14 protein-coding genes are annotated in these 16,685 nt (G+C 60.4%); 9 read left to right on the top strand and 5 right to left on the bottom strand.

Annotated features, from left to right (window positions below; genetic code table 11):
* Positions 1-133 precede the first annotated feature (133 nt).
* The 4 genes from tsaD (at position 134) to OOT55_RS09490 (ending at position 3,543) form a co-directional block, all read left to right on the top strand.
* The gene (tsaD, locus tag OOT55_RS09505) at positions 134-1,168 is read left to right on the top strand and encodes a tRNA (adenosine(37)-N6)-threonylcarbamoyltransferase complex transferase subunit TsaD (protein WP_265365645.1); all 1,035 of its coding nucleotides are present in this window, start codon (positions 134-136) and stop codon (positions 1,166-1,168) included.
* A 12-nt stretch (positions 1,169-1,180) separates the two neighbouring features.
* A complete protein-coding gene (gene folB, locus OOT55_RS09500) occupies positions 1,181-1,540 on the top strand; it encodes a dihydroneopterin aldolase (protein ID WP_265365644.1) in 360 nt (119 codons plus the stop codon).
* A complete protein-coding gene (folK, locus tag OOT55_RS09495) occupies positions 1,537-2,055 on the top strand; it encodes a 2-amino-4-hydroxy-6-hydroxymethyldihydropteridine diphosphokinase (RefSeq protein ID WP_265365643.1) in 519 nt (172 codons plus the stop codon). Before folB ends, folK begins: the two co-directional genes overlap by 4 nt.
* A 69-nt stretch (positions 2,056-2,124) precedes the next feature.
* A complete protein-coding gene (locus OOT55_RS09490) occupies positions 2,125-3,543 on the top strand; it encodes an MFS transporter (RefSeq protein ID WP_265365642.1) in 1,419 nt (472 codons plus the stop codon).
* 31 nt (positions 3,544-3,574) lie between these two features.
* Here OOT55_RS09490 and OOT55_RS09485 read toward each other — a convergent pair whose 3' ends face one another.
* On the bottom strand, positions 3,575-4,006 hold the full coding sequence (locus OOT55_RS09485) for an Hsp20/alpha crystallin family protein (RefSeq protein WP_265365641.1): 432 nt from the start codon (positions 4,004-4,006) through the stop codon (positions 3,575-3,577).
* 113 nt (positions 4,007-4,119) lie between these two features.
* Positions 4,120-4,863, bottom strand: a complete 744-nt coding sequence (locus OOT55_RS09480; RefSeq protein ID WP_265365640.1) for a pteridine reductase — start codon at positions 4,861-4,863, stop codon at positions 4,120-4,122.
* 98 nt (positions 4,864-4,961) lie between these two features.
* On the opposite strand from OOT55_RS09480, the gene OOT55_RS09475 reads away from it, so the two are divergent.
* A complete protein-coding gene (locus OOT55_RS09475) occupies positions 4,962-7,514 on the top strand; it encodes a PQQ-dependent sugar dehydrogenase (protein ID WP_265365639.1) in 2,553 nt (850 codons plus the stop codon).
* A 107-nt stretch (positions 7,515-7,621) separates the two neighbouring features.
* The gene (locus OOT55_RS09470) at positions 7,622-8,887 is read left to right on the top strand and encodes an IS110 family transposase (RefSeq protein ID WP_265365638.1); all 1,266 of its coding nucleotides are present in this window, start codon (positions 7,622-7,624) and stop codon (positions 8,885-8,887) included.
* A 459-nt stretch (positions 8,888-9,346) separates the two neighbouring features.
* Here OOT55_RS09470 and OOT55_RS09465 read toward each other — a convergent pair whose 3' ends face one another.
* Entirely contained in the window at positions 9,347-10,576 is a 1,230-nt protein-coding gene (locus OOT55_RS09465; protein ID WP_265365637.1) for a multifunctional CCA addition/repair protein, read from the bottom strand.
* A gap of 371 nt (positions 10,577-10,947) precedes the next feature.
* Here OOT55_RS09465 and OOT55_RS09460 point away from each other — a divergent pair, with 371 nt between their 5' ends.
* The 3 genes from OOT55_RS09460 (at position 10,948) to OOT55_RS09450 (ending at position 15,299) form a co-directional block, all read left to right on the top strand.
* Positions 10,948-11,856 (top strand): DMT family transporter, encoded by a 909-nt coding sequence (locus OOT55_RS09460; protein ID WP_265365636.1) that lies wholly within the window; start codon positions 10,948-10,950, stop codon positions 11,854-11,856.
* A gap of 233 nt (positions 11,857-12,089) precedes the next feature.
* Positions 12,090-12,743 carry a TorF family putative porin gene (locus OOT55_RS09455; RefSeq protein WP_265365635.1) on the top strand — a complete coding sequence of 218 codons (654 nt, stop codon included), beginning with the start codon at positions 12,090-12,092 and terminating at the stop codon, positions 12,741-12,743.
* 270 nt (positions 12,744-13,013) lie between these two features.
* On the top strand, positions 13,014-15,299 hold the full coding sequence (locus tag OOT55_RS09450; protein ID WP_265365634.1) for a TonB-dependent receptor: 2,286 nt from the start codon (positions 13,014-13,016) through the stop codon (positions 15,297-15,299).
* A gap of 13 nt (positions 15,300-15,312) precedes the next feature.
* Here OOT55_RS09450 and OOT55_RS09445 read toward each other — a convergent pair whose 3' ends face one another.
* Both OOT55_RS09445 and murU read right to left on the bottom strand, forming a co-directional pair.
* Positions 15,313-16,002 carry a glycerophosphodiester phosphodiesterase gene (locus OOT55_RS09445; protein ID WP_265365633.1) on the bottom strand — a complete coding sequence of 230 codons (690 nt, stop codon included), beginning with the start codon at positions 16,000-16,002 and terminating at the stop codon, positions 15,313-15,315.
* A 2-nt stretch (positions 16,003-16,004) separates the two neighbouring features.
* On the bottom strand, positions 16,005-16,685 hold the full coding sequence (gene murU, locus OOT55_RS09440) for an N-acetylmuramate alpha-1-phosphate uridylyltransferase MurU (protein ID WP_322113840.1): 681 nt from the start codon (positions 16,683-16,685) through the stop codon (positions 16,005-16,007).

Below are 16,685 nucleotides of genomic sequence, written 5' to 3'. Positions count from 1 at the left end.
GGCTTCGGGATCCGAGGGGCGTGGATTCTAACCAGTTATGGGCAGCACTGCAACTGGTTCTTGCGGCCTCAGGTCTATATGATACGCGCTCGTTTTTCCCGTTGGTCCTCCTCGACGAGTTAGAAGGCTCTCTATGCGCGTTTTGGGTATTGAAACCTCCTGTGACGAAACCGGCCTGGCGCTGTACGACAGCGAGCGGGGCCTGCTCAGTCACGCCCTGTTCAGCCAGATTGCGGTGCACGCCGAATACGGCGGAGTGGTGCCCGAGCTGGCGTCCCGGGATCATGTGCGCAAGTTGCTGCCGCTGATCCGTCAGGTGATGGCCGAGGCCGACACCTCGCCCGGGCAGATCGATGCGTTGGCCTATACCGCTGGCCCGGGGCTGATTGGCGCGCTGATGGTGGGCGCCTCGGTGGGGCGCTCGCTGGCCTACGGATGGGGGATTCCCGCGTTGGGCGTCCATCATATGGAGGGGCATCTGCTGGCCCCCATGCTGGAAGACAATCCGCCCGAGTTTCCTTTTATCGCCCTGCTGGTGTCCGGAGGGCATACTCAGCTCGTACAAGTCCGGGGCATTGGCGAATACCGCCTGCTGGGGGAGTCGCTCGACGACGCCGCCGGGGAGGCATTCGACAAGGCCGCCAAAATGCTGGATCTGGACTACCCGGGTGGGCCCCATATCGCCAAACTAGCCGAGCGGGGCCGGGCGGGGCGCTTTACCTTTCCCCGGCCCATGGTCGACCGACCGGGCCTGGACTTCAGTTTCAGTGGACTGAAAACCTATACGCTCAACACGGTGGCGGAGCACGCCCGGGCCGATGGCCTGCCGGACGAGCAGACCTGTGCCGATATCGCCCATGCGTTTCAGGAGGCGGTGGTCGGCACCCTGGTGATCAAGTGTCGGCGCGCGCTGGAACAGACCGGGCAGAAGACACTGGTGATCGCCGGCGGGGTGTCGGCCAATACGCGCCTGCGTGAGGAGCTGGAAGCGGCGCTGGCGAAAATTGGCGCCCGGGTGTTTTATGCCCGGAACGAGTTCTGCACGGACAATGGGGCGATGATCGCCTATGCCGGCTGCCAGCGCCTGCTCGCCGGCCAGGCCGAGTCGTTGGCGGTGAATGTGCGCGCCCGCTGGCCGCTGGACAGTCTGCCGCCGCTGAGCGCCTAACGAGGACGTAGAATGGATATTGTTTACATCAGAGATTTGCAGGTGGATACCATCATCGGTATCTACGACTGGGAACGGGAAGTGCGGCAGACCATCAGCCTGGATCTGGAGATGGCGGCGGATATTCGCCGAGCGGCCGAAACCGACGACATACACTATGCGCTGAACTACAAAGCCGTCTCCAAGCGGCTGATCGCCTATCTGGAAAACCGGGATGCGCAACTGGTCGAGGCGCTCGCCGAAGAGGTGGCGGCCATTGTGCGTGACGAGTTCAATGTGCCCTGGGTCCGTCTGCGACTCAGCAAGCCGGGCGCTCTGCGTGGCGCCCGGGATGTGGGCCTGATTATCGAACGAGGGGAAAAACCGGCATGACCGAGGTGTACCTCAGTCTGGGCAGCAATATTGACCGCTATCGACACATCTCCGCCGCGCTGGATGCGCTGGCGGAGCACTTCGGCGAGTTGATCATCTCGTCGGTCTTTGAGAGCGAAGCGGTGGGTTTTGATGGCAGCAACTTCCTCAACCTGGTGGTTGGCGTGGATACCGATCAGCCCATCGCCGAGCTGTCCGACCGGCTCAAACAGATTGAGGATGACAACGGTCGTTGTCGTTCCGGGCCCAAATTCAGCTCCCGGACCCTGGATATCGACATTCTCACTTACGGCGACTTTGTGGGTGAGGAGGCGGGGGTCCAGTTGCCCCGGGATGAGCTGACCAGGAACGCTTTTGTACTCTGGCCCATGGCGGAAATCGCCCCGGAGCGTGTGCACCCGGAAACCGGCGAGACCTTCGCCCGGCTCTGGGCCAACTACGATAAGCAGCGCCAAAACCTCTGGCCGGTGGATTTCACCTGGCGGGGGAGGACCGTGTCTCGCGCTGCGCCCTGACCTGATTTTTCACGCCTGCCCGATACGCTCGACGCCGGGCAGCGGTTGCCCTTTGCATGGGAGTTGCCTGTGAACGAGCCGCAATCCGCCGCACCAGTATCTCCCTGGTGGGTGTTGATCGCTGTGTGCCTGGGGGCCTTTGTCGCGCCTCTGGGAATGGCCTCGGTCAATGTGGCCTTACCCACCATGGCCCGGGAGCTGAACGCCAGTGCGGTGCTGGTCAGTTGGGTGCCCACCATTGTGTTGATCGCCAACATCATCTTCATGCTCCCGGCCGGCAAGCTGGCGGACAAGGTGGGCCGGAAGCGCGTGTTTCTCTGGGGTATCGGCTTGAACAGCACGGCCAGTGCGCTCGCGTTTTTCGTCAACTCCATTGAAATGGTACTGGTGCTGCGCTTCTTCCAGGGGATGGGGGCGGCGATGATGTTCGCCACCAGTATGGCCCTGCTGATTTCGGTATTTCCGCCGGAGAAGCGCGGTTTACCCTTGGGCCTCAACGCCGCCTGCGTGTACTTCGGTTTGACCCTGGCGCCGGCATTGGGTGGCTGGGTGACCGATGCCTGGGGCTGGCGGTTTGTCTTTCTGCTGCCCTTGCCGATTGTGGTGCTGGTGGTGTCACTGATTGCCTGGCGGGTCTCCGGGGACTGGTTCGGCGAGCGCGACAACCGGTTTGATTGGGGCGGCGCCCTGACTTTCGCGCTCTGGGCCATAGCGCTGGTGATCGGTCTGACCGGCTTGCCCGGGGTATGGCAGAGTGCGGTGCTGGCCTTTTCGTTTGTGCTGCTCGCGATTTTTATTCGCCGACAGGCTCGCCGCGAGCAACCGCTCATTCGCGTGCAGATGTTTCGCGAGTCACGCCTGTTTTCCTTTTCACTGATCACGGCGCTGTTCATGTACGCCAGCAGTTACCCACTCGGGTTTCTGCTCAGTCTGTATCTGCAATATGTGCGCGGCTACAGCGCGGCGGATGCCGGTCATGTTCTGCTGGTGCAGGCGCTGACCATGGCCTGTGTGGCGCCGTTGGCCGGACGCCTGTCGGATTATCTGCCCGCCCGCTGGCTGGCCAGTGCCGGCTGTTTCTGTACGCTTTGCGGGTACGGGTTGTTGAGTACCCTGGGCGTCGCCACGGCCCCGGGCTTCATTGTCCTGGCTCTGTTTCTGGTGGGGCTGGGCTTCGGTTGTTTCTCCAGTCCGAATAACCATGTGGTGATGCAGTCGGCGCATTCCAGTGAAGTGGGCGTCGCGGCGGCAACGCTCAATCTCGCCCGTGTGGTGGGGAATCTGGTGGGGATGAGTCTGGTGAACCTGTTTGTTTACTGGAACCTGGGCAACCAGCCATTGAACGAGACGCTGTCCGAGCCACTGCTGCGCACCTTCAGTCAGGCGATGCTGTTGGCGCTGATGTTCCTGATCTGTGCGACACTCATTTCGCTCTTGCGCGGGGCGTCCGGGGACATTTCTTCCGAACAGAAAAAACCGGGCAACTAGGCCCGGTTTTCAAGGGGGCAGCCTCTGGCCATCAATGAATTTCGATGCGATGGCTGACTGGCGTCTTTTGCTCCACTTTGGGCACGTTCAGTTTCAGCACGCCGTTCTTGAACTCTGCTTTGATGTCCTTTTCCTTGACGTCCGTTCCCAGGTTGAAGCTACGAGTGTACCTGCCATAGCGTCTCTCCTGACGGATGACGCGTCCATCCTTTTCTTCCTTGTTTTCAAACCGGGACTCGGCGCTGATGGTCAGCATGCCATTGTCCAGGGTCACGTCAATATCTTTTTTATCCACGCCGGGTAATTCGGCGGTCAACTCGTAGTGATCCTTCTTTTCGGTCACATCCACTCTGGGCGAAAAAGTCTCCGCACTCATTGAGCCACTGCTGCTGGAGAGCGGTGCCCAGAAATTATCGAACAAGCTGTCAATGTCAAATAATGAACTACGTGGTATCAGGTTCATAAGAACACCTCCTTTGAAGTTCCAGAGCCAATCTCTGTTGCGTTATTTATATTGGTCCTTTTTACGATTTTTCAATTGATCCAGCGCAAGAAAAGTGAGTTAAACCGCTTGTTTTAACTCACCGAGCGACCACCGTCCACGGCGATAATCTGTCCGGTTATATAGGGCGCCCTGGTTAAAAGAAAAAGGATGGTATCGGCAATATCCCGGGGGTCGCCGGGACGATTCAGCGGGACCCGGTCGAGGATGCTCGCTTTGCCGCTGTCATCCAGTTCGGCTTCCTGCTCCGGCCACAGAATTGCGCCGGGGGCGATGCCATTGACGCGGACCTCCGGCGCCAGTTCCCGGGCCAGTGATTTGGTGAGCATGACGTTGCCCGCTTTCGCGGCACAATAGATGGGATGGTTTTTCAGTGGCCGGTCGGCCTGGATGTCGGCCAGGGTAATAATGGCACCCTCTGTTTCTTTCAACGCGTCCGCCAGAGCCTGGGCGAGAAAGAAGGGGGCTTTCAGGTTGCTGCTCATCAGGTCGTTCCACTGATCTTCGCTGGCTTCTCCCAGTGGGGTTGGGTAAAAGCTGGAGGCGTTGTTAATGAGTGCGTCGATGCGTCCCCACCTTTTCAGTGCCATGTCGGCCAGTCGCCGGATGTCCTTCAACTGACTCAAATCCGCCTGTAGAGCCACGGCGCTGTCGGGGCGAAGCGCGTTGAGTTCATCGCACAGCGACTCGGCCGCTTCCTTTGAACCGCGGTAGTGGATGATGACCCGATAGCCGTAGGCGTGCAGGGTTTTTGCGGTAACCGCGCCAATGCGGCGGGCCGCACCGGTCAGTAGGGCGACAGGGGCCTCAGTAGTCATAAAGTCCTCTTGAATCTGTGATTAGCATGTTCGACGTAGTACGCTGGTAGGCGATTAAACGATGAATAGGCCAATAATAACCGGTCCGGAGTGCGTTCATGGTACAGCTTCACCGCCGTCATCACATTGGGTTGAGCGTTGTGCTCGCACTGCTGCTGGTCGCCTGCGGTAGCGAACAGAGCGATCATGAACCTTCGGGACCATCGGGCCTGAGCGAGCGGCCGGATAATCAGACCTGTCTGGCCACCCGGTTTACCCAGCGCTCGACGGTGGCCCTGAAGCCGCTGGTGCCTGAAGGCACCTTCACCGCCCCCGTCGGCGTGGTCAGCCACCCGAGTCACGAGCAGGTGCTTTATGTGCTGGAACAGCGAGGCACCATCTGGCGGTTGGACCTGTCCGGGGCAGACCCCACGCCGGCACCGTTTGTGGACCTGCGGGACTACAGCGATGTCCAGTTTGAGCCCATTCACTGTTTTGAGTGCGGCCTGTTCAGCATGGCCTTCCATCCGGACTTTGAGCAGAACGGCTTTGTCTATGTGTCATTGACCGAGGGTGGCGACGCGTTTGAGGTTGCACCGGAGTCCTATGTCGCCCGGTTCCGTTCGGACGATGACGGGCTGAGCCTGGTTGAATCCGGGCCTGGGGAGCTGGAGCGTACCGATATCTATCATGTCGAGCAGACCACCGAAATCCACAACAATGGCCGACTCGCCTTTGGCCCGGACAACTATCTTTACGTCAGCTTTGGTGACGGTGGGCCGGGCGGCGATCCCAACCGCAATGCCCAGAATCCCTCCAACCCCTTTGGTACCCTGCTGCGGCTCACCGATGAGGGAGCGCCGGCACCGGGCAACCAAGTAGAGGGTGGTCTGCCCGAAGTGTTTGCCTATGGCCTGCGTAACCCCTGGCAGTGGAGTTTTGACCGGGAGACCGGCGAACTCTGGGCCGGTGACGTCGGGCAGGGTCGGACCGAAGAGATCAACCGGATCGTCAACGGGGCCAATTATGGCTGGCCCTGCCTGGAGGGCGCCGACGTCATGCAGTCCTGCTCCGATACCAGCGGTTTTGAGGCGCCGGTGTTTTCCTACCAGCGGGGGGATGGCCGGTCGGTAACCGGAGGGTATGTCTATCGCGGCGAGCAGCTCGACGATTTATACGGGGTGTACCTGTTCAGCGATTTTGCCTCGGGTCTGCTCTGGGGCCTGTTCACTACCCCCGAGGGGGATCTTGAACGCCGTCAACTGCTCGATACCGGTGGCTCGGTGGTGTCCTTCGGGGAGGAACTCAATGGCGAGCTGCTGCTGGTGGACTATCAGGGCGGCCAGGTGTCACGGTTGGTCCGGGCGGCGCCGGACGCTGACCAGCAACCGGTGCCGGAGTGGTTGTCGGAAACCGGTTGTATGCATCCCGATAACCCGGCCCAGCCGGGCGAGGGGTTGATTCCCTATGACGTCACGGAGCCGTTCTGGTCCGATGGTGCGGATAAAACCCGCTATCTGGCGCTGCCCAACGACACCACCATTGATGTGGATGAGACGGGGGATTTTGATCTGCCGGTGGGGTCGGTATTGGTCAAGCAGTTCTATCGGCACGACGAGCTGATCGAAACGCGGCTGATGCTCAACCAGCCCGTGACCGGGTGGGTCGGGCACAGTTACCGCTGGACCGGCACGGGCACCGACGCACGTCGGGTAACCGAGGCGGAGGATGTCGAGGTGCAGGACCGGTTATGGCACTACCCGAGCAGCGCCGAGTGCTCCCAGTGCCATACCAGCGCGGCGGGTGACAGTCTCGGGTTGGAGGTTCGTCAGCTCAATACCGAGTTCGACTACGCCGGGACCACGGCCAATCAACTGGACACGCTGGCGGCCATCGGAGTGTTGACCGAGCCGCTGACTCAACGGCAGAGAGCCAACCCCCTGGTGGACAGCCGGGATGCGTCGTATCCGCTCGACCTGCGAGCCCGGGCTTACCTGCACAGCAACTGCGCCAACTGCCACCGTCCCGGGGGGACCAGTCAGGCCAACATGGATCTGCGCTTCGATACGTTGCCTGAGGCCATGAATCTGTGTGATGTGGCACCGATGCAAAGTGATCTGGGCATCGAAAACGCGCGCCTGCTGGTGCCGGGCGAACCGGAGCGATCCGTGTTGTGGCAGCGGTTGGCCGTCAACGATGCCAACCGGATGCCGCCTCTGGGCAGCCATGTACTGGATGACCATGGCATTGCGTTGATTGAAGACTGGATTGCCCGGATGGACGAGTGCACGGGCTTTTTCGCACCCGTGGGTGAAGCGTTGGTTCTGCACAACGTCGGTGTCGATCAACCCTTGGGCGAGGACGGTACGCAAGATCCTTCGGCCGCGTCCTGGCAATTGGAGCCCGAGGGCCCGAGCTATTACCGGATTCGCTTGGCGGGGACGGATCATTACCTTCATGCCGAGCAGGCGCAGCCGATGGTCGGGGCGATCGAACCGGGTTGGCTGAGCGCCCAATGGTTTCCCGAGCGCGAGGGGGATTCGGTTCGCTGGCGCAACCGCTGGCGCGATGATCAGTACCTGGCCGTGGACCCGCAGACTGGCGAGCTGCAATTGAGAGATGCCGCAGCTCTCAATGAGGCCGCTCTATGGCAGGCCCAGCAAACCCCCTAGCCGTGTAGTCAGTTATAAGGTAGAAAAAAGAAAGGGGACCCTCATAACTCGGTAACTTGCTGTAACAGCAAGGTGCGAAGAACCGAGAGCATTGGAGGTGTCCCCTTATGCGCAAGTATAACTATCGTGCCCAAAATTTCCAGAAGGTGAACTGGGATCAACTGCGTGAGCAGACGGCGGGCGAGCGGTTGATTCTGGCGATTGATGTGGCCAAGAAGGACTTCTACGTGGCGCTGATGAAGCCGGACCGGACGGTTCTGAAGACCATCCGCTGGGAGCATCCGCAACAGAGCCCGGCCCTGCTGCGGGAACTGGCGAACCTCAAGGCTCAGCGCCTGGAGGCGGTCATGGAGCCGACCGGTACCTATGGCGACGCCTTGCGCTACCAGTTGAGAGCTCTGGGTGCCGAAATCTACCGGGTCAGCCCCAAGCGGGTGCACGACGCCGCTGAAGTGTATGACGGGGTCCCGAGCCTGCACGACGCCAAGGCGGCTTACCTGATCGGCCGGCTGCACCTGGATGGCATCAGTCAGCGCTGGCGCGAGCCGAGTGAAGCGCGTCGAGCTCTGCGAGCCTTACTGAATCGGCTGGAGCAGGTACAGGAGCGCCACCAGCGGGCACTGAATCGGCTCGAAGCGTTGTTGGCCCGGCACTGGCCGGAGGCGCTGTGCTGGCTGACATTGCAGAGCGCCAGCTTGCTGCACCTGCTGGCCGAGTACGGCGACCCGGTTCGGGTGACGGCACAGCCGGAGCAGGCGGACCGACTGCTGCGCCGAGTCGGTGGGCACATGCTTAAGACGTCCAAGCGCGAAGGCCTGCTGCGCAGTGCCGCCACGACCTTGGGCGTGCCGGTGGTCGAGACCGAACACGAACTCATCCGGGCCCTGGCCCAGGAGATGCTGGACACACGGGCGCAGTCCCGCGAGCTGGAGCGAGCGCTGTCCGAGCACGTCGAGCACACCCGGGAGCTGGCCTGGATGGCCGAGGCACTGGGCCATAACAGCGCGGTGGTGCTTTACTGTGCCCTGGGTTCGGCCAATGACTACCCGCGTGCGGCCAGCTATCTGAAAGCGGCGGGGCTGAACCTCAAAGAGCGCTCCAGCGGCAAACACAAAGGGCAGCTGAAGCTGACCAAGCGAGGGCCCGGGGTGGTGCGCCACTACCTGTACTTCGCCGCCCTTCGCCTGATACGTCAATCAGGCCCGGCCAGAGCCTGGTATGACGCCAAGCTGGCCCGACACCGAGGCCCCAAGGGCAAACTGATCATCGCGCTGATGCGCAAGCTGGCCAAGGCGCTGTGGCATGTGGCTCAAGGCAAGCGGTTCGATCCGGCCAAGCTCTTTGCCGAGCCACCCCGGGCCGAAGTGGCATAAGCACCACCGAGTCGACCGATGAGGACGAACAGAGACGAGCAACAGGAGCGAGCAATGAGTTAATCCAGCCGTAACACGCTGGCAACGAGTCTTCCTTCGGGCTGACCTTCGATCCGACCTCTAGCCCAGTCTTGAGGCTCCTAAGTAGTCAAGAGGCAGCCCGCGGGATGATCCATGGAACGCGATACCCAAGGTAACTGAGTTGATGCCGCCAGGCGGACATCCGATGCGAGAGGTTCGGTTGACCCCATGGACGTTCATCCGGGAGGCCTTCGAGCTGGCACACAGGCTAAACACACGAGTACCACCGGCATGTGCGTCAACGACTCAGGCAATGCCAGCAGACTCGTGTGCCCAACAGGCAGGTAAAATGATTAAATAAAGGGACTTGACTGAGTTATGAGAGGTCGGATCGGTCCGACGTTTCGGAGCGCAACGCGCGTAATCCGACAACACCTGTCAGGACGCGCGGCTCGCTTTGAACTCCGAAAGCCGTGCCAACCGCTCTCGATCCAACGCTTCACCAAAGGCTTTCCCGGTGTGCCCCTGGGCCGCAATCTCGCGATTGTCGATCGCCTGGCAGGCCTTCAGGGCACCGCGCAGGTAATCGGCCTGAGGGTAATCCCTGTCTTCAAAACCGGTACGCCCCCGGGCGTCGGCCTCACAGCAGAGCAGGAATTGCTCGAACTGCGCCGGTTTGCGAAAGGCATCCGCCGCCCTGAGCAACTTCAGTATCGTCGCCGGTTTCAATTCCAGCGCCCGATGACTGTGGGTGTGATATTCCGCCCCCAATCGGGCCAGGCGGCGGTAGTCTTTCGGTGCGGTGATGCGCTCGCACAGGGTATCTACCAGGGGTAGGCTGCGCTGCTCGTGACCGATGTGTCGGGGCCACTCTTCCTTCGGCGTCACGCCCTTGCCGAGATCGTGAATCAGAGCGGCAAAACGGACCCGTGTGTCTCCGGTCAGTTTTGCCGCCTGCTCCAGCACCATCAGGCAGTGCACGCCGGTATCCACCTCCGGATGATGCTCCGGACGCTGGGGGACACCGAACAGGGCATCCACTTCCGGCAGTACCCGGGCGAGCGCGCCGCAGTCGCGCAGGCACTGAATAAAGACCTGCGGGTCCCGCTCCCCCAGAGCCCGTTCCATTTCTTTCCAGACCCGCTCGGGCACCAGGTGATCCACCTCGCCACTGGCGACCATGTCGCGCATCAGCGCCAGGGTGTCCTCCGCAACGGTAAAACCCAGATGGTGATAGCGCGCCGCAAATCGGGCAACGCGTAAAATGCGGACCGGATCTTCGCTGAACGCCGGAGAGACATGCCGGAGCAGACGTGCCTCCAGATCCCGGGCGCCGCCGTAGGGGTCCACCAATTCGCCGCGCTCGTTCTCCGCCATGGCATTGATGGTCAGGTCCCGCCGGGCCAGGTCCTGCTCCAGAGTGACATCGGGGGCGGTGTGAAACTGAAAACCGGTATAGCCGGGTGCGGTTTTTCGCTCGGTGCGCGCCAGGGCGTACTCCTCTCCCGTCTGCGGATGGAGAAACACCGGGAAATCCTTGCCCACGGGCGTAAAGCCCTGAGCCTGCAGGTCCTCCGGGCGCGCGCCCACCACGACCCAGTCTTTTTCCGAGTAGGGGTAACCGAGCCGCTTGTCGCGCACTGCGCCGCCCACCAGATAAATATCCATAGAGATTTCACTGCAAAAAGGAGATAAACGACAAAATAATACGGTGCATCATGTTCTCACAAAAAAATCGGCTTTGCTCGTTGTGCTTTGCGTGAGCATCGCTTAATGTATCGGTTCGTTATGTGTTTCCCGCAGGTTTGCCTGTTTTATCCGAGGTCTGTGATTCAATGAACGTTTTCCGTATGCCGGTGGTGATTCTGGTGGCGCGCGCCCTGCGTTGGGCGGTGCGTATGCACCCTATGGCGCGGTGGAAAACGAGGCAACCCTGACAAGACAGCCTGTTCCGTTTTCAAAAAGCCGCAGCAACCACTGCGGCTTTTTTTGTTTTGGGGCCGCATGGAATTGCTGCCTCAACAAAAGGAGTGTGACTCGTGCAGGTGTATCTGGCCTATGGCCTGGTGGTATTGATTTGGTCGACCACGCCGCTGGCGATCCAGTGGAGCAATGACAGCGTGTCGTTTCTTGCCGCGGTGCTGATGCGAATGGGGCTGGCCGCTGCGCTGGCGGTGGTGTTGTTGGCGTTGCTGCGTCGTCGGTTGTTTGCCCAGCCTGGGGTGTGGAAGGCCTACCTGGCCGCGTCATTTGGCATATTTCCCAATATGCTGGTGATCTACTGGTCGGCGCAGTTTATTCCCTCGGGGCTGATCGCCGTGATTTTTGCGCTCTCCCCTTTTGTGACCGGCGCGTTGAGCTGCGTCATCTTGCGCGAAAATCCGTTTAACCGCCGCCGAGTGATCGCCCTGCTGGTGGCCGTAGCAGGCTTGTGCATTATTTTCTGGGATCAGCTTCAGATTGATGCCCGTTCGGCGTTCGGCATCGGCGGGATTTTACTCTCTTGCGGGTTGTTCAGTCTGAGCAGTGTCAGCCTCAAGCGCCTGGATCAGGGAGCGGGTCCCCTCGAGCAGACCGCCGGGGCCTTGATATTTGCGGTGCCGGGGCTCTTTCTCTGCTGGTGGTTGTTCGACGGACAATGGTCGGTGACGTTATCGGAGCGAAGCCTGATTGGGCTGCTTTACCTCTCGACGCTGGGCTCACTTCTGGGGTTTACCTTGTTTTATTTCGTTTTGCAGCGAATGACGCCCAGCGCGGTTTCGTTGATTACACTGATGACACCTGTGTTGGCCCTGTTGCTGGGCACTTTGTTTGCCGGCGAGCGGATATCCGTTTCACTGGTGGCCGGGGCCGCGCTGGTGTTGGTGGCACTGCTGGGTTATCTGGACCTGGGGATCGAGCGATTGTGGGGCAATCGGCGCCAAAGCTCATCGGCAGGGCGTCTGTAACTTCATGGTGCGCCATAGGGCGACAGGCTGCGCCAAAATGGTGCGCATAAAAAGTAATAACGCTCGGCGCTGGCTGGCTTATTTTTGTAACGTATTGATATAAAAAGGAAATTTAAAGTTGGCTCGGTCTTCGCTAAAGCACCGGTACCTGTACAACAATCGGGTAAGCCCCTCGGTTCGCCGAGAGCCTGGGGCACAAAACTCGAAGATCGCCAACGTTAGAGGAAGAACTCATGAACATGAAGCAAAAAATCCTGGCTGGTGCCGTCGCCGCGTCTGCAATAGCTTCTGCCGCTCTGGCTCCTGTGGCTCACGCCGAAGTGTCCGCCTCGGTGGGTGCTGCCAACATGTACTACTGGCGTGGTTATGATCTGGGCAACGGTGATCCGGCGGTCTGGGGCGATATCAACGTAAGCAGCAACGGTTTCTATGCCGGTATGTGGGCTTCCTCTGGTGACGCCGCCAACGGTACCGAATACGATCTGTACGCAGGTTACGGTTCTGAGGTCGGTGGGTTCACTTATGACATCAGTCTGTGGAGTTACTCTTACCCATCAGAGCCGGTAGCCAGTCCGACAGGACCTGGAGATCTGGTTGAAGCCGTTATCGGCTTGGGCTACGGAGCATTCTCACTGACCTATTACGATAACATTGAAAACAGCGCCAATCCTGATGGTGAAGACTACTGGTACACTACAGTGGGTGCTGCAGTTGGTGATTTCTCGTTCACTTACGGTGTGCACGAGTATGACTATGCCCACTTCGATATTGGTTACGCTTACAACGAAAACCTGAGCTTCACGCTTGGTCTGGTAGCTGACGATGTGGATGGAACCGAGAACGACGAAGCCAAATTCGTAGTCGGCTTCAGCATTCCGATCGAATAAGCTCACGTTTCCGGCCTGAAACCTGAGAAAAGGGTGCCTCATTGAGGCGCCCTTTTTTTGTATTGGCGGCACCTGATTCCCTCTCAATGCGCCCATATGTGCCAACCCGACGCGCTGCGTGGAACCCGGGCAGTGCGGATGCTAAGGTTAGGTCAGCCGTGGCCTTCGGTCGGCGACGGCATTTGGGGCAAGTTCGAGGTACGCCATCGATGTGAAGTGCTCGGCGAGGAGTTTGCCGGTTTGTGCTGCAAGGATAAAAGGAGAACGCGCATGCAGCGAACGTTACCCACCCAATTCATTACCTCCAGTCTCACCCACGGCGCTTCGCCGTTTCGCGCTCGCCGCTTCGCTTTGGCGCTGACGGCCGGGCTGTTGACTTGTGCCGGTTCATCAGTCTCTGCCGCCACCTCTCAGTCGGTGATTGAAGAGGTGCTGGTGACCGCCCAGAAACGCGAGCAGTCGATGCAGGATGTCTCCGTCGCCGTCACCGCTTTTTCCGGGGCGGCCATCGAAAAGATGGGCTTTGAAGAAGGCCTGGATATCACCCAGCAAGTACCCAATATGAATTTCTTCGCCATCTTTGGCGAAGCGTCCAGCCCGTCGATCAGTCTGCGCGGTATCAGCCTGGTGAATTTTTCCGACTCCTGGGAATCGCCGGTCGCACTCTATGTGGATGACGTTTATCGGGGCAATCCCGCCGGTTCCGCGATTCAGCTGTTTGATCTTGAACGGGTGGAAGTCTTGCGTGGCCCCCAGGGCACCCTGTACGGGCGCAACACCACCGGTGGCCTGGTTCACTACGTGTCCAAACGGCCCACGGAAACCTTTGAGTCCTCGGCCAGTGTCAGTTACGGACGCTACGCTGAAGTGATTGCCGAAGGCATGATGTCGGGACAGCTGGCAGATGGTTTGATGGGGCGGGCCGCCATCAAACGCACCCACAATGACGGCTGGCAGGTCAACGCGGTGGATGGTCAGAAGCTGAACGACACCAACAGTTTCGGTTACCGCCTGCAATTGCTGCGCGACTACGATGACGATGGTCAGTGGTTGCTGAACGTTCATGGCAGTCAGGCCGACCAGCAATCCGTGGGCTTTGCTCACATGGGCTACCTGGAGTCGGCGGATGAGTCGGCGGCGACCTGTAGCATCGCTCGGATTCAGTCGGGGCTGTGCACCAGCGCCACTTTTGACATGACCGGGCGCGAAGCGGCTGGCGGTATTTTCGATCCCGGCCAAGTGGCTTCGAGTTCGCCGGGTGGTTTGACCACGGACATCAAAACCTTTGGCTCATCATTGACCGTGGAGTTGCCGGTCACCGAGGGTGTGACTTTCACTTCGGTCAGTGCGCTGGAAACCCTGGACAAGTTTATGCAGGACGATGGCGATGGCACGCCGGTGGTGTTTTTTGATGAGCAGTATTCGGTGGACGCTGAGCAGCTTACTCAGGAGTTCCGTGTGAATGGCCGAAGCGCCCGAACCAAGTGGGTGACCGGGCTGTATTACTACGATGATCACCGCGATCTGCTGACCGAGGCGCCCACCACCGAAAGCGCCCGAACGGATGACTGGTATGAATTTTTTCATCGCGAGGATGTGTCGCTCGACAGCCAGTCCTGGGCGATATTCGGTCAGTATGAATACGACTTTACCTCCCAGCTCACCGGTATCGCCGGGGTGCGCTATACCGAAGAAAAGCGTCAGTTCCGTCAGGATGCGGGCCCGAGTTTCTATGAGGAGATCGATGTTCGGGACAGCCTGGAAGAGGACTCGGTAACCGGCAAGCTGGGTCTGGATTGGCGCCCCAACCCGGATACCCTGATTTACGGCAGCGTGTCCACCGGCTTCAAGAGCGGCGGTTTTTCCGGTAGCTACAACGCCTCCCTGGAGGCGACCCGCCCGGTGGAAGCGGAAGACATCACCAACCTGGAGCTGGGTTACAAAAACACAATGGCCGGTGGTCGCGTCCGGCTCAATGCCTCGGCCTTTGCCTATGAGGTGGAAGGCTATCAGGCCCAGGTATTTCTCACGGTGGCCGATGGCAGCGTGATTACCAATGCGGGCGATGTGACCGGCACCGGTGCCGAGCTGGAAGTGAATGCGCAGGTTACCGATAACTTTGAAGTGATTGCCGGGCTGGGTTGGCTCGATACCGAGTTTGATTCCGACCAGATCTTCATTGTCGCCGGCGATGAGTACACCTTCAATGGCAATGAGCTGCCCTCGGCTCCCAACCTGACCTACAACCTGGTTGCTCGCTACTATCAGGGCCTGGGGGATCGCGGGGAGCTGACCTATCAATTGGATTACAACTGGCAGGACGACCACTTCCTACAGATCGAAAATGATCCCTACTCGAAACAGTCGGCCTACGGACTGGTCAACGCCAAGTTGAGCTGGATGTCCCCCGAGGGTACCTGGACGGTGGCGGCCTTTGTGACCAACCTGACCGATGAAGAGTACTTCACCTATCAGAACACCCTGGGTTCCGATTGGGGTTATGGGGTATGGGGGAAACCGCGTATGGGCGGGGTGCGTCTGGGGTGGAAATTCTGATCGGCGTTTCCGGTCAGTGATCCGCCAGGTAGCGCATCAAAGCGTCGGGGTGGTCGGTAAAGACGCCGTCCACTCCGGCCTCTGTCAGGCGGCGCCAGTCCTCCGGGTGATTGGCGGTATAGACCCAGACTTTTTTTCCGCGCTGCTGCGCGTCCCGCCGCAGTGCCTCCGGCATAAAGTCCAGGCTGAGGTTCACGCTGTAGGCGTCGATCCGGTCGGCGCTCTGTGCCAGATCCAGAGGCACGCCGTAGAGCAGCAATCCGCGCCGGACCTCGGGCAGGCTCTGTTGAAGCTGCGCCAATTGCTGATGATCGAAACTGGAGACAATCCAGGCGTCGGGGCTGTGACCGAAGTCCCGCCGCCGGGCGGTCAGGGTGCGCACCAGCGCATCGACGCAGTCCGGGCCTTTCAGCTCGATGTTCAGTAGGGCCCGCTCGCCCACCAGTTCCAGTACCTGACTGAGTCGGGGCAGGTGCTCCCCGTTGCTCAGGCGCAGGGCTTCGAGGTGATCCCGAGACAGGTCGGACAGTACCTGATGGCCGGCAATTTCACGGCCCAGGCGGCGGTCGTGGGTCACCCACAGCTCACCGTGCAACTGCCACACATCAATCTCGATGGCCGGTGCGCCCATGGCCAGGCTGCGGCGGATCGCTTCCAGGCTGTTTTCCGGTCCGGGCCCACCCCGGTGAGCAATGCACAGCATGGTCAGCTCTCCGTCGTCTGTTGCAGGTGCTGTTCCAGTTGCGTCAGGCGCTCGGGGGTCCCGACATCACTCCACCGGCCATGGTGCACCCGGCCTTCCAGTCGCCCGGCCGCAATGGCGGGGCGCAGCGCTTCCAGTAGCGGAAACACCGCGCGGCGCTCGGGGTATTGGGCCACCAGTGCCGGGCGAAGAAGGCTGATGCCGGCAAAGGTAAAACGCTCGACGTCTGTCGCCAGGCCAACCCGCGTGGCGGACAGGCTGAAATCGCCCCGGGGGTGGAAGGTCGGGTTCGGGACCAGCAGCAGCCGGCCCAGCGCCGCTGTGGGCAAAGGGGGCTCGGTCAGTGTCTGCAGGGGAAAATCGGTCCAGACATCGCCATTGACCAGCAGGAAGGGCGCCTCGCCCAGCAGGGGCAGGGCCCGATAGATGGCCCCGCCGGTCTCCAGGGGTTCGGGCTCCCGCGAATAGTGTATCGCCAGACCAAAGCGGCGGCCGTCTCCGGCAAACTGCTCGATTTTTTCGGCCAGGTAGGCGGTGTTGATGATGACCTCGCGCACGCCCGACCGCGCCAGCGCCTCCAGGTGGTATTGCAGCAGTGGCTTGCCGCCCACCGCCAGCAGGGGCTTGGGGGTGTGGTCGGTGAGCGGGCGCATGCGCTTGCCCAACCCGGCGGCGAGGATCAT

The sequence above is a fragment of the Marinimicrobium sp. C6131 genome (assembly GCF_026153455.1).
Lineage (GTDB): Bacteria > Pseudomonadota > Gammaproteobacteria > Pseudomonadales > Cellvibrionaceae > Marinimicrobium.
Note: the sequence above shows the minus strand (reverse complement) of the source record. Positions and strands in the feature narration are given on the sequence as shown.

Coding starts and splice junctions, on each gene's coding strand:
- folB (WP_265365644.1), top strand. CDS start 1,181: ATGGATATTGTTTACATCAGAGATTTGCAGGTGGATACCATCATCGGT.
- murU (WP_322113840.1), bottom strand. CDS start 16,685: ATGATCCTCGCCGCCGGGTTGGGCAAGCGCATGCGCCCGCTCACCGAC.
- OOT55_RS09445 (WP_265365633.1), bottom strand. CDS start 16,002: ATGCTGTGCATTGCTCACCGGGGTGGGCCCGGACCGGAAAACAGCCTG.
- OOT55_RS09475 (WP_265365639.1), top strand. CDS start 4,962: ATGGTACAGCTTCACCGCCGTCATCACATTGGGTTGAGCGTTGTGCTC.
- OOT55_RS09485 (WP_265365641.1), bottom strand. CDS start 4,006: ATGAACCTGATACCACGTAGTTCATTATTTGACATTGACAGCTTGTTC.
- OOT55_RS09455 (WP_265365635.1), top strand. CDS start 12,090: ATGAACATGAAGCAAAAAATCCTGGCTGGTGCCGTCGCCGCGTCTGCA.
- OOT55_RS09465 (WP_265365637.1), bottom strand. CDS start 10,576: ATGGATATTTATCTGGTGGGCGGCGCAGTGCGCGACAAGCGGCTCGGT.
- folK (WP_265365643.1), top strand. CDS start 1,537: ATGACCGAGGTGTACCTCAGTCTGGGCAGCAATATTGACCGCTATCGA.
- tsaD (WP_265365645.1), top strand. CDS start 134: ATGCGCGTTTTGGGTATTGAAACCTCCTGTGACGAAACCGGCCTGGCG.
- OOT55_RS09470 (WP_265365638.1), top strand. CDS start 7,622: ATGCGCAAGTATAACTATCGTGCCCAAAATTTCCAGAAGGTGAACTGG.
- OOT55_RS09450 (WP_265365634.1), top strand. CDS start 13,014: ATGCAGCGAACGTTACCCACCCAATTCATTACCTCCAGTCTCACCCAC.
- OOT55_RS09480 (WP_265365640.1), bottom strand. CDS start 4,863: ATGACTACTGAGGCCCCTGTCGCCCTACTGACCGGTGCGGCCCGCCGC.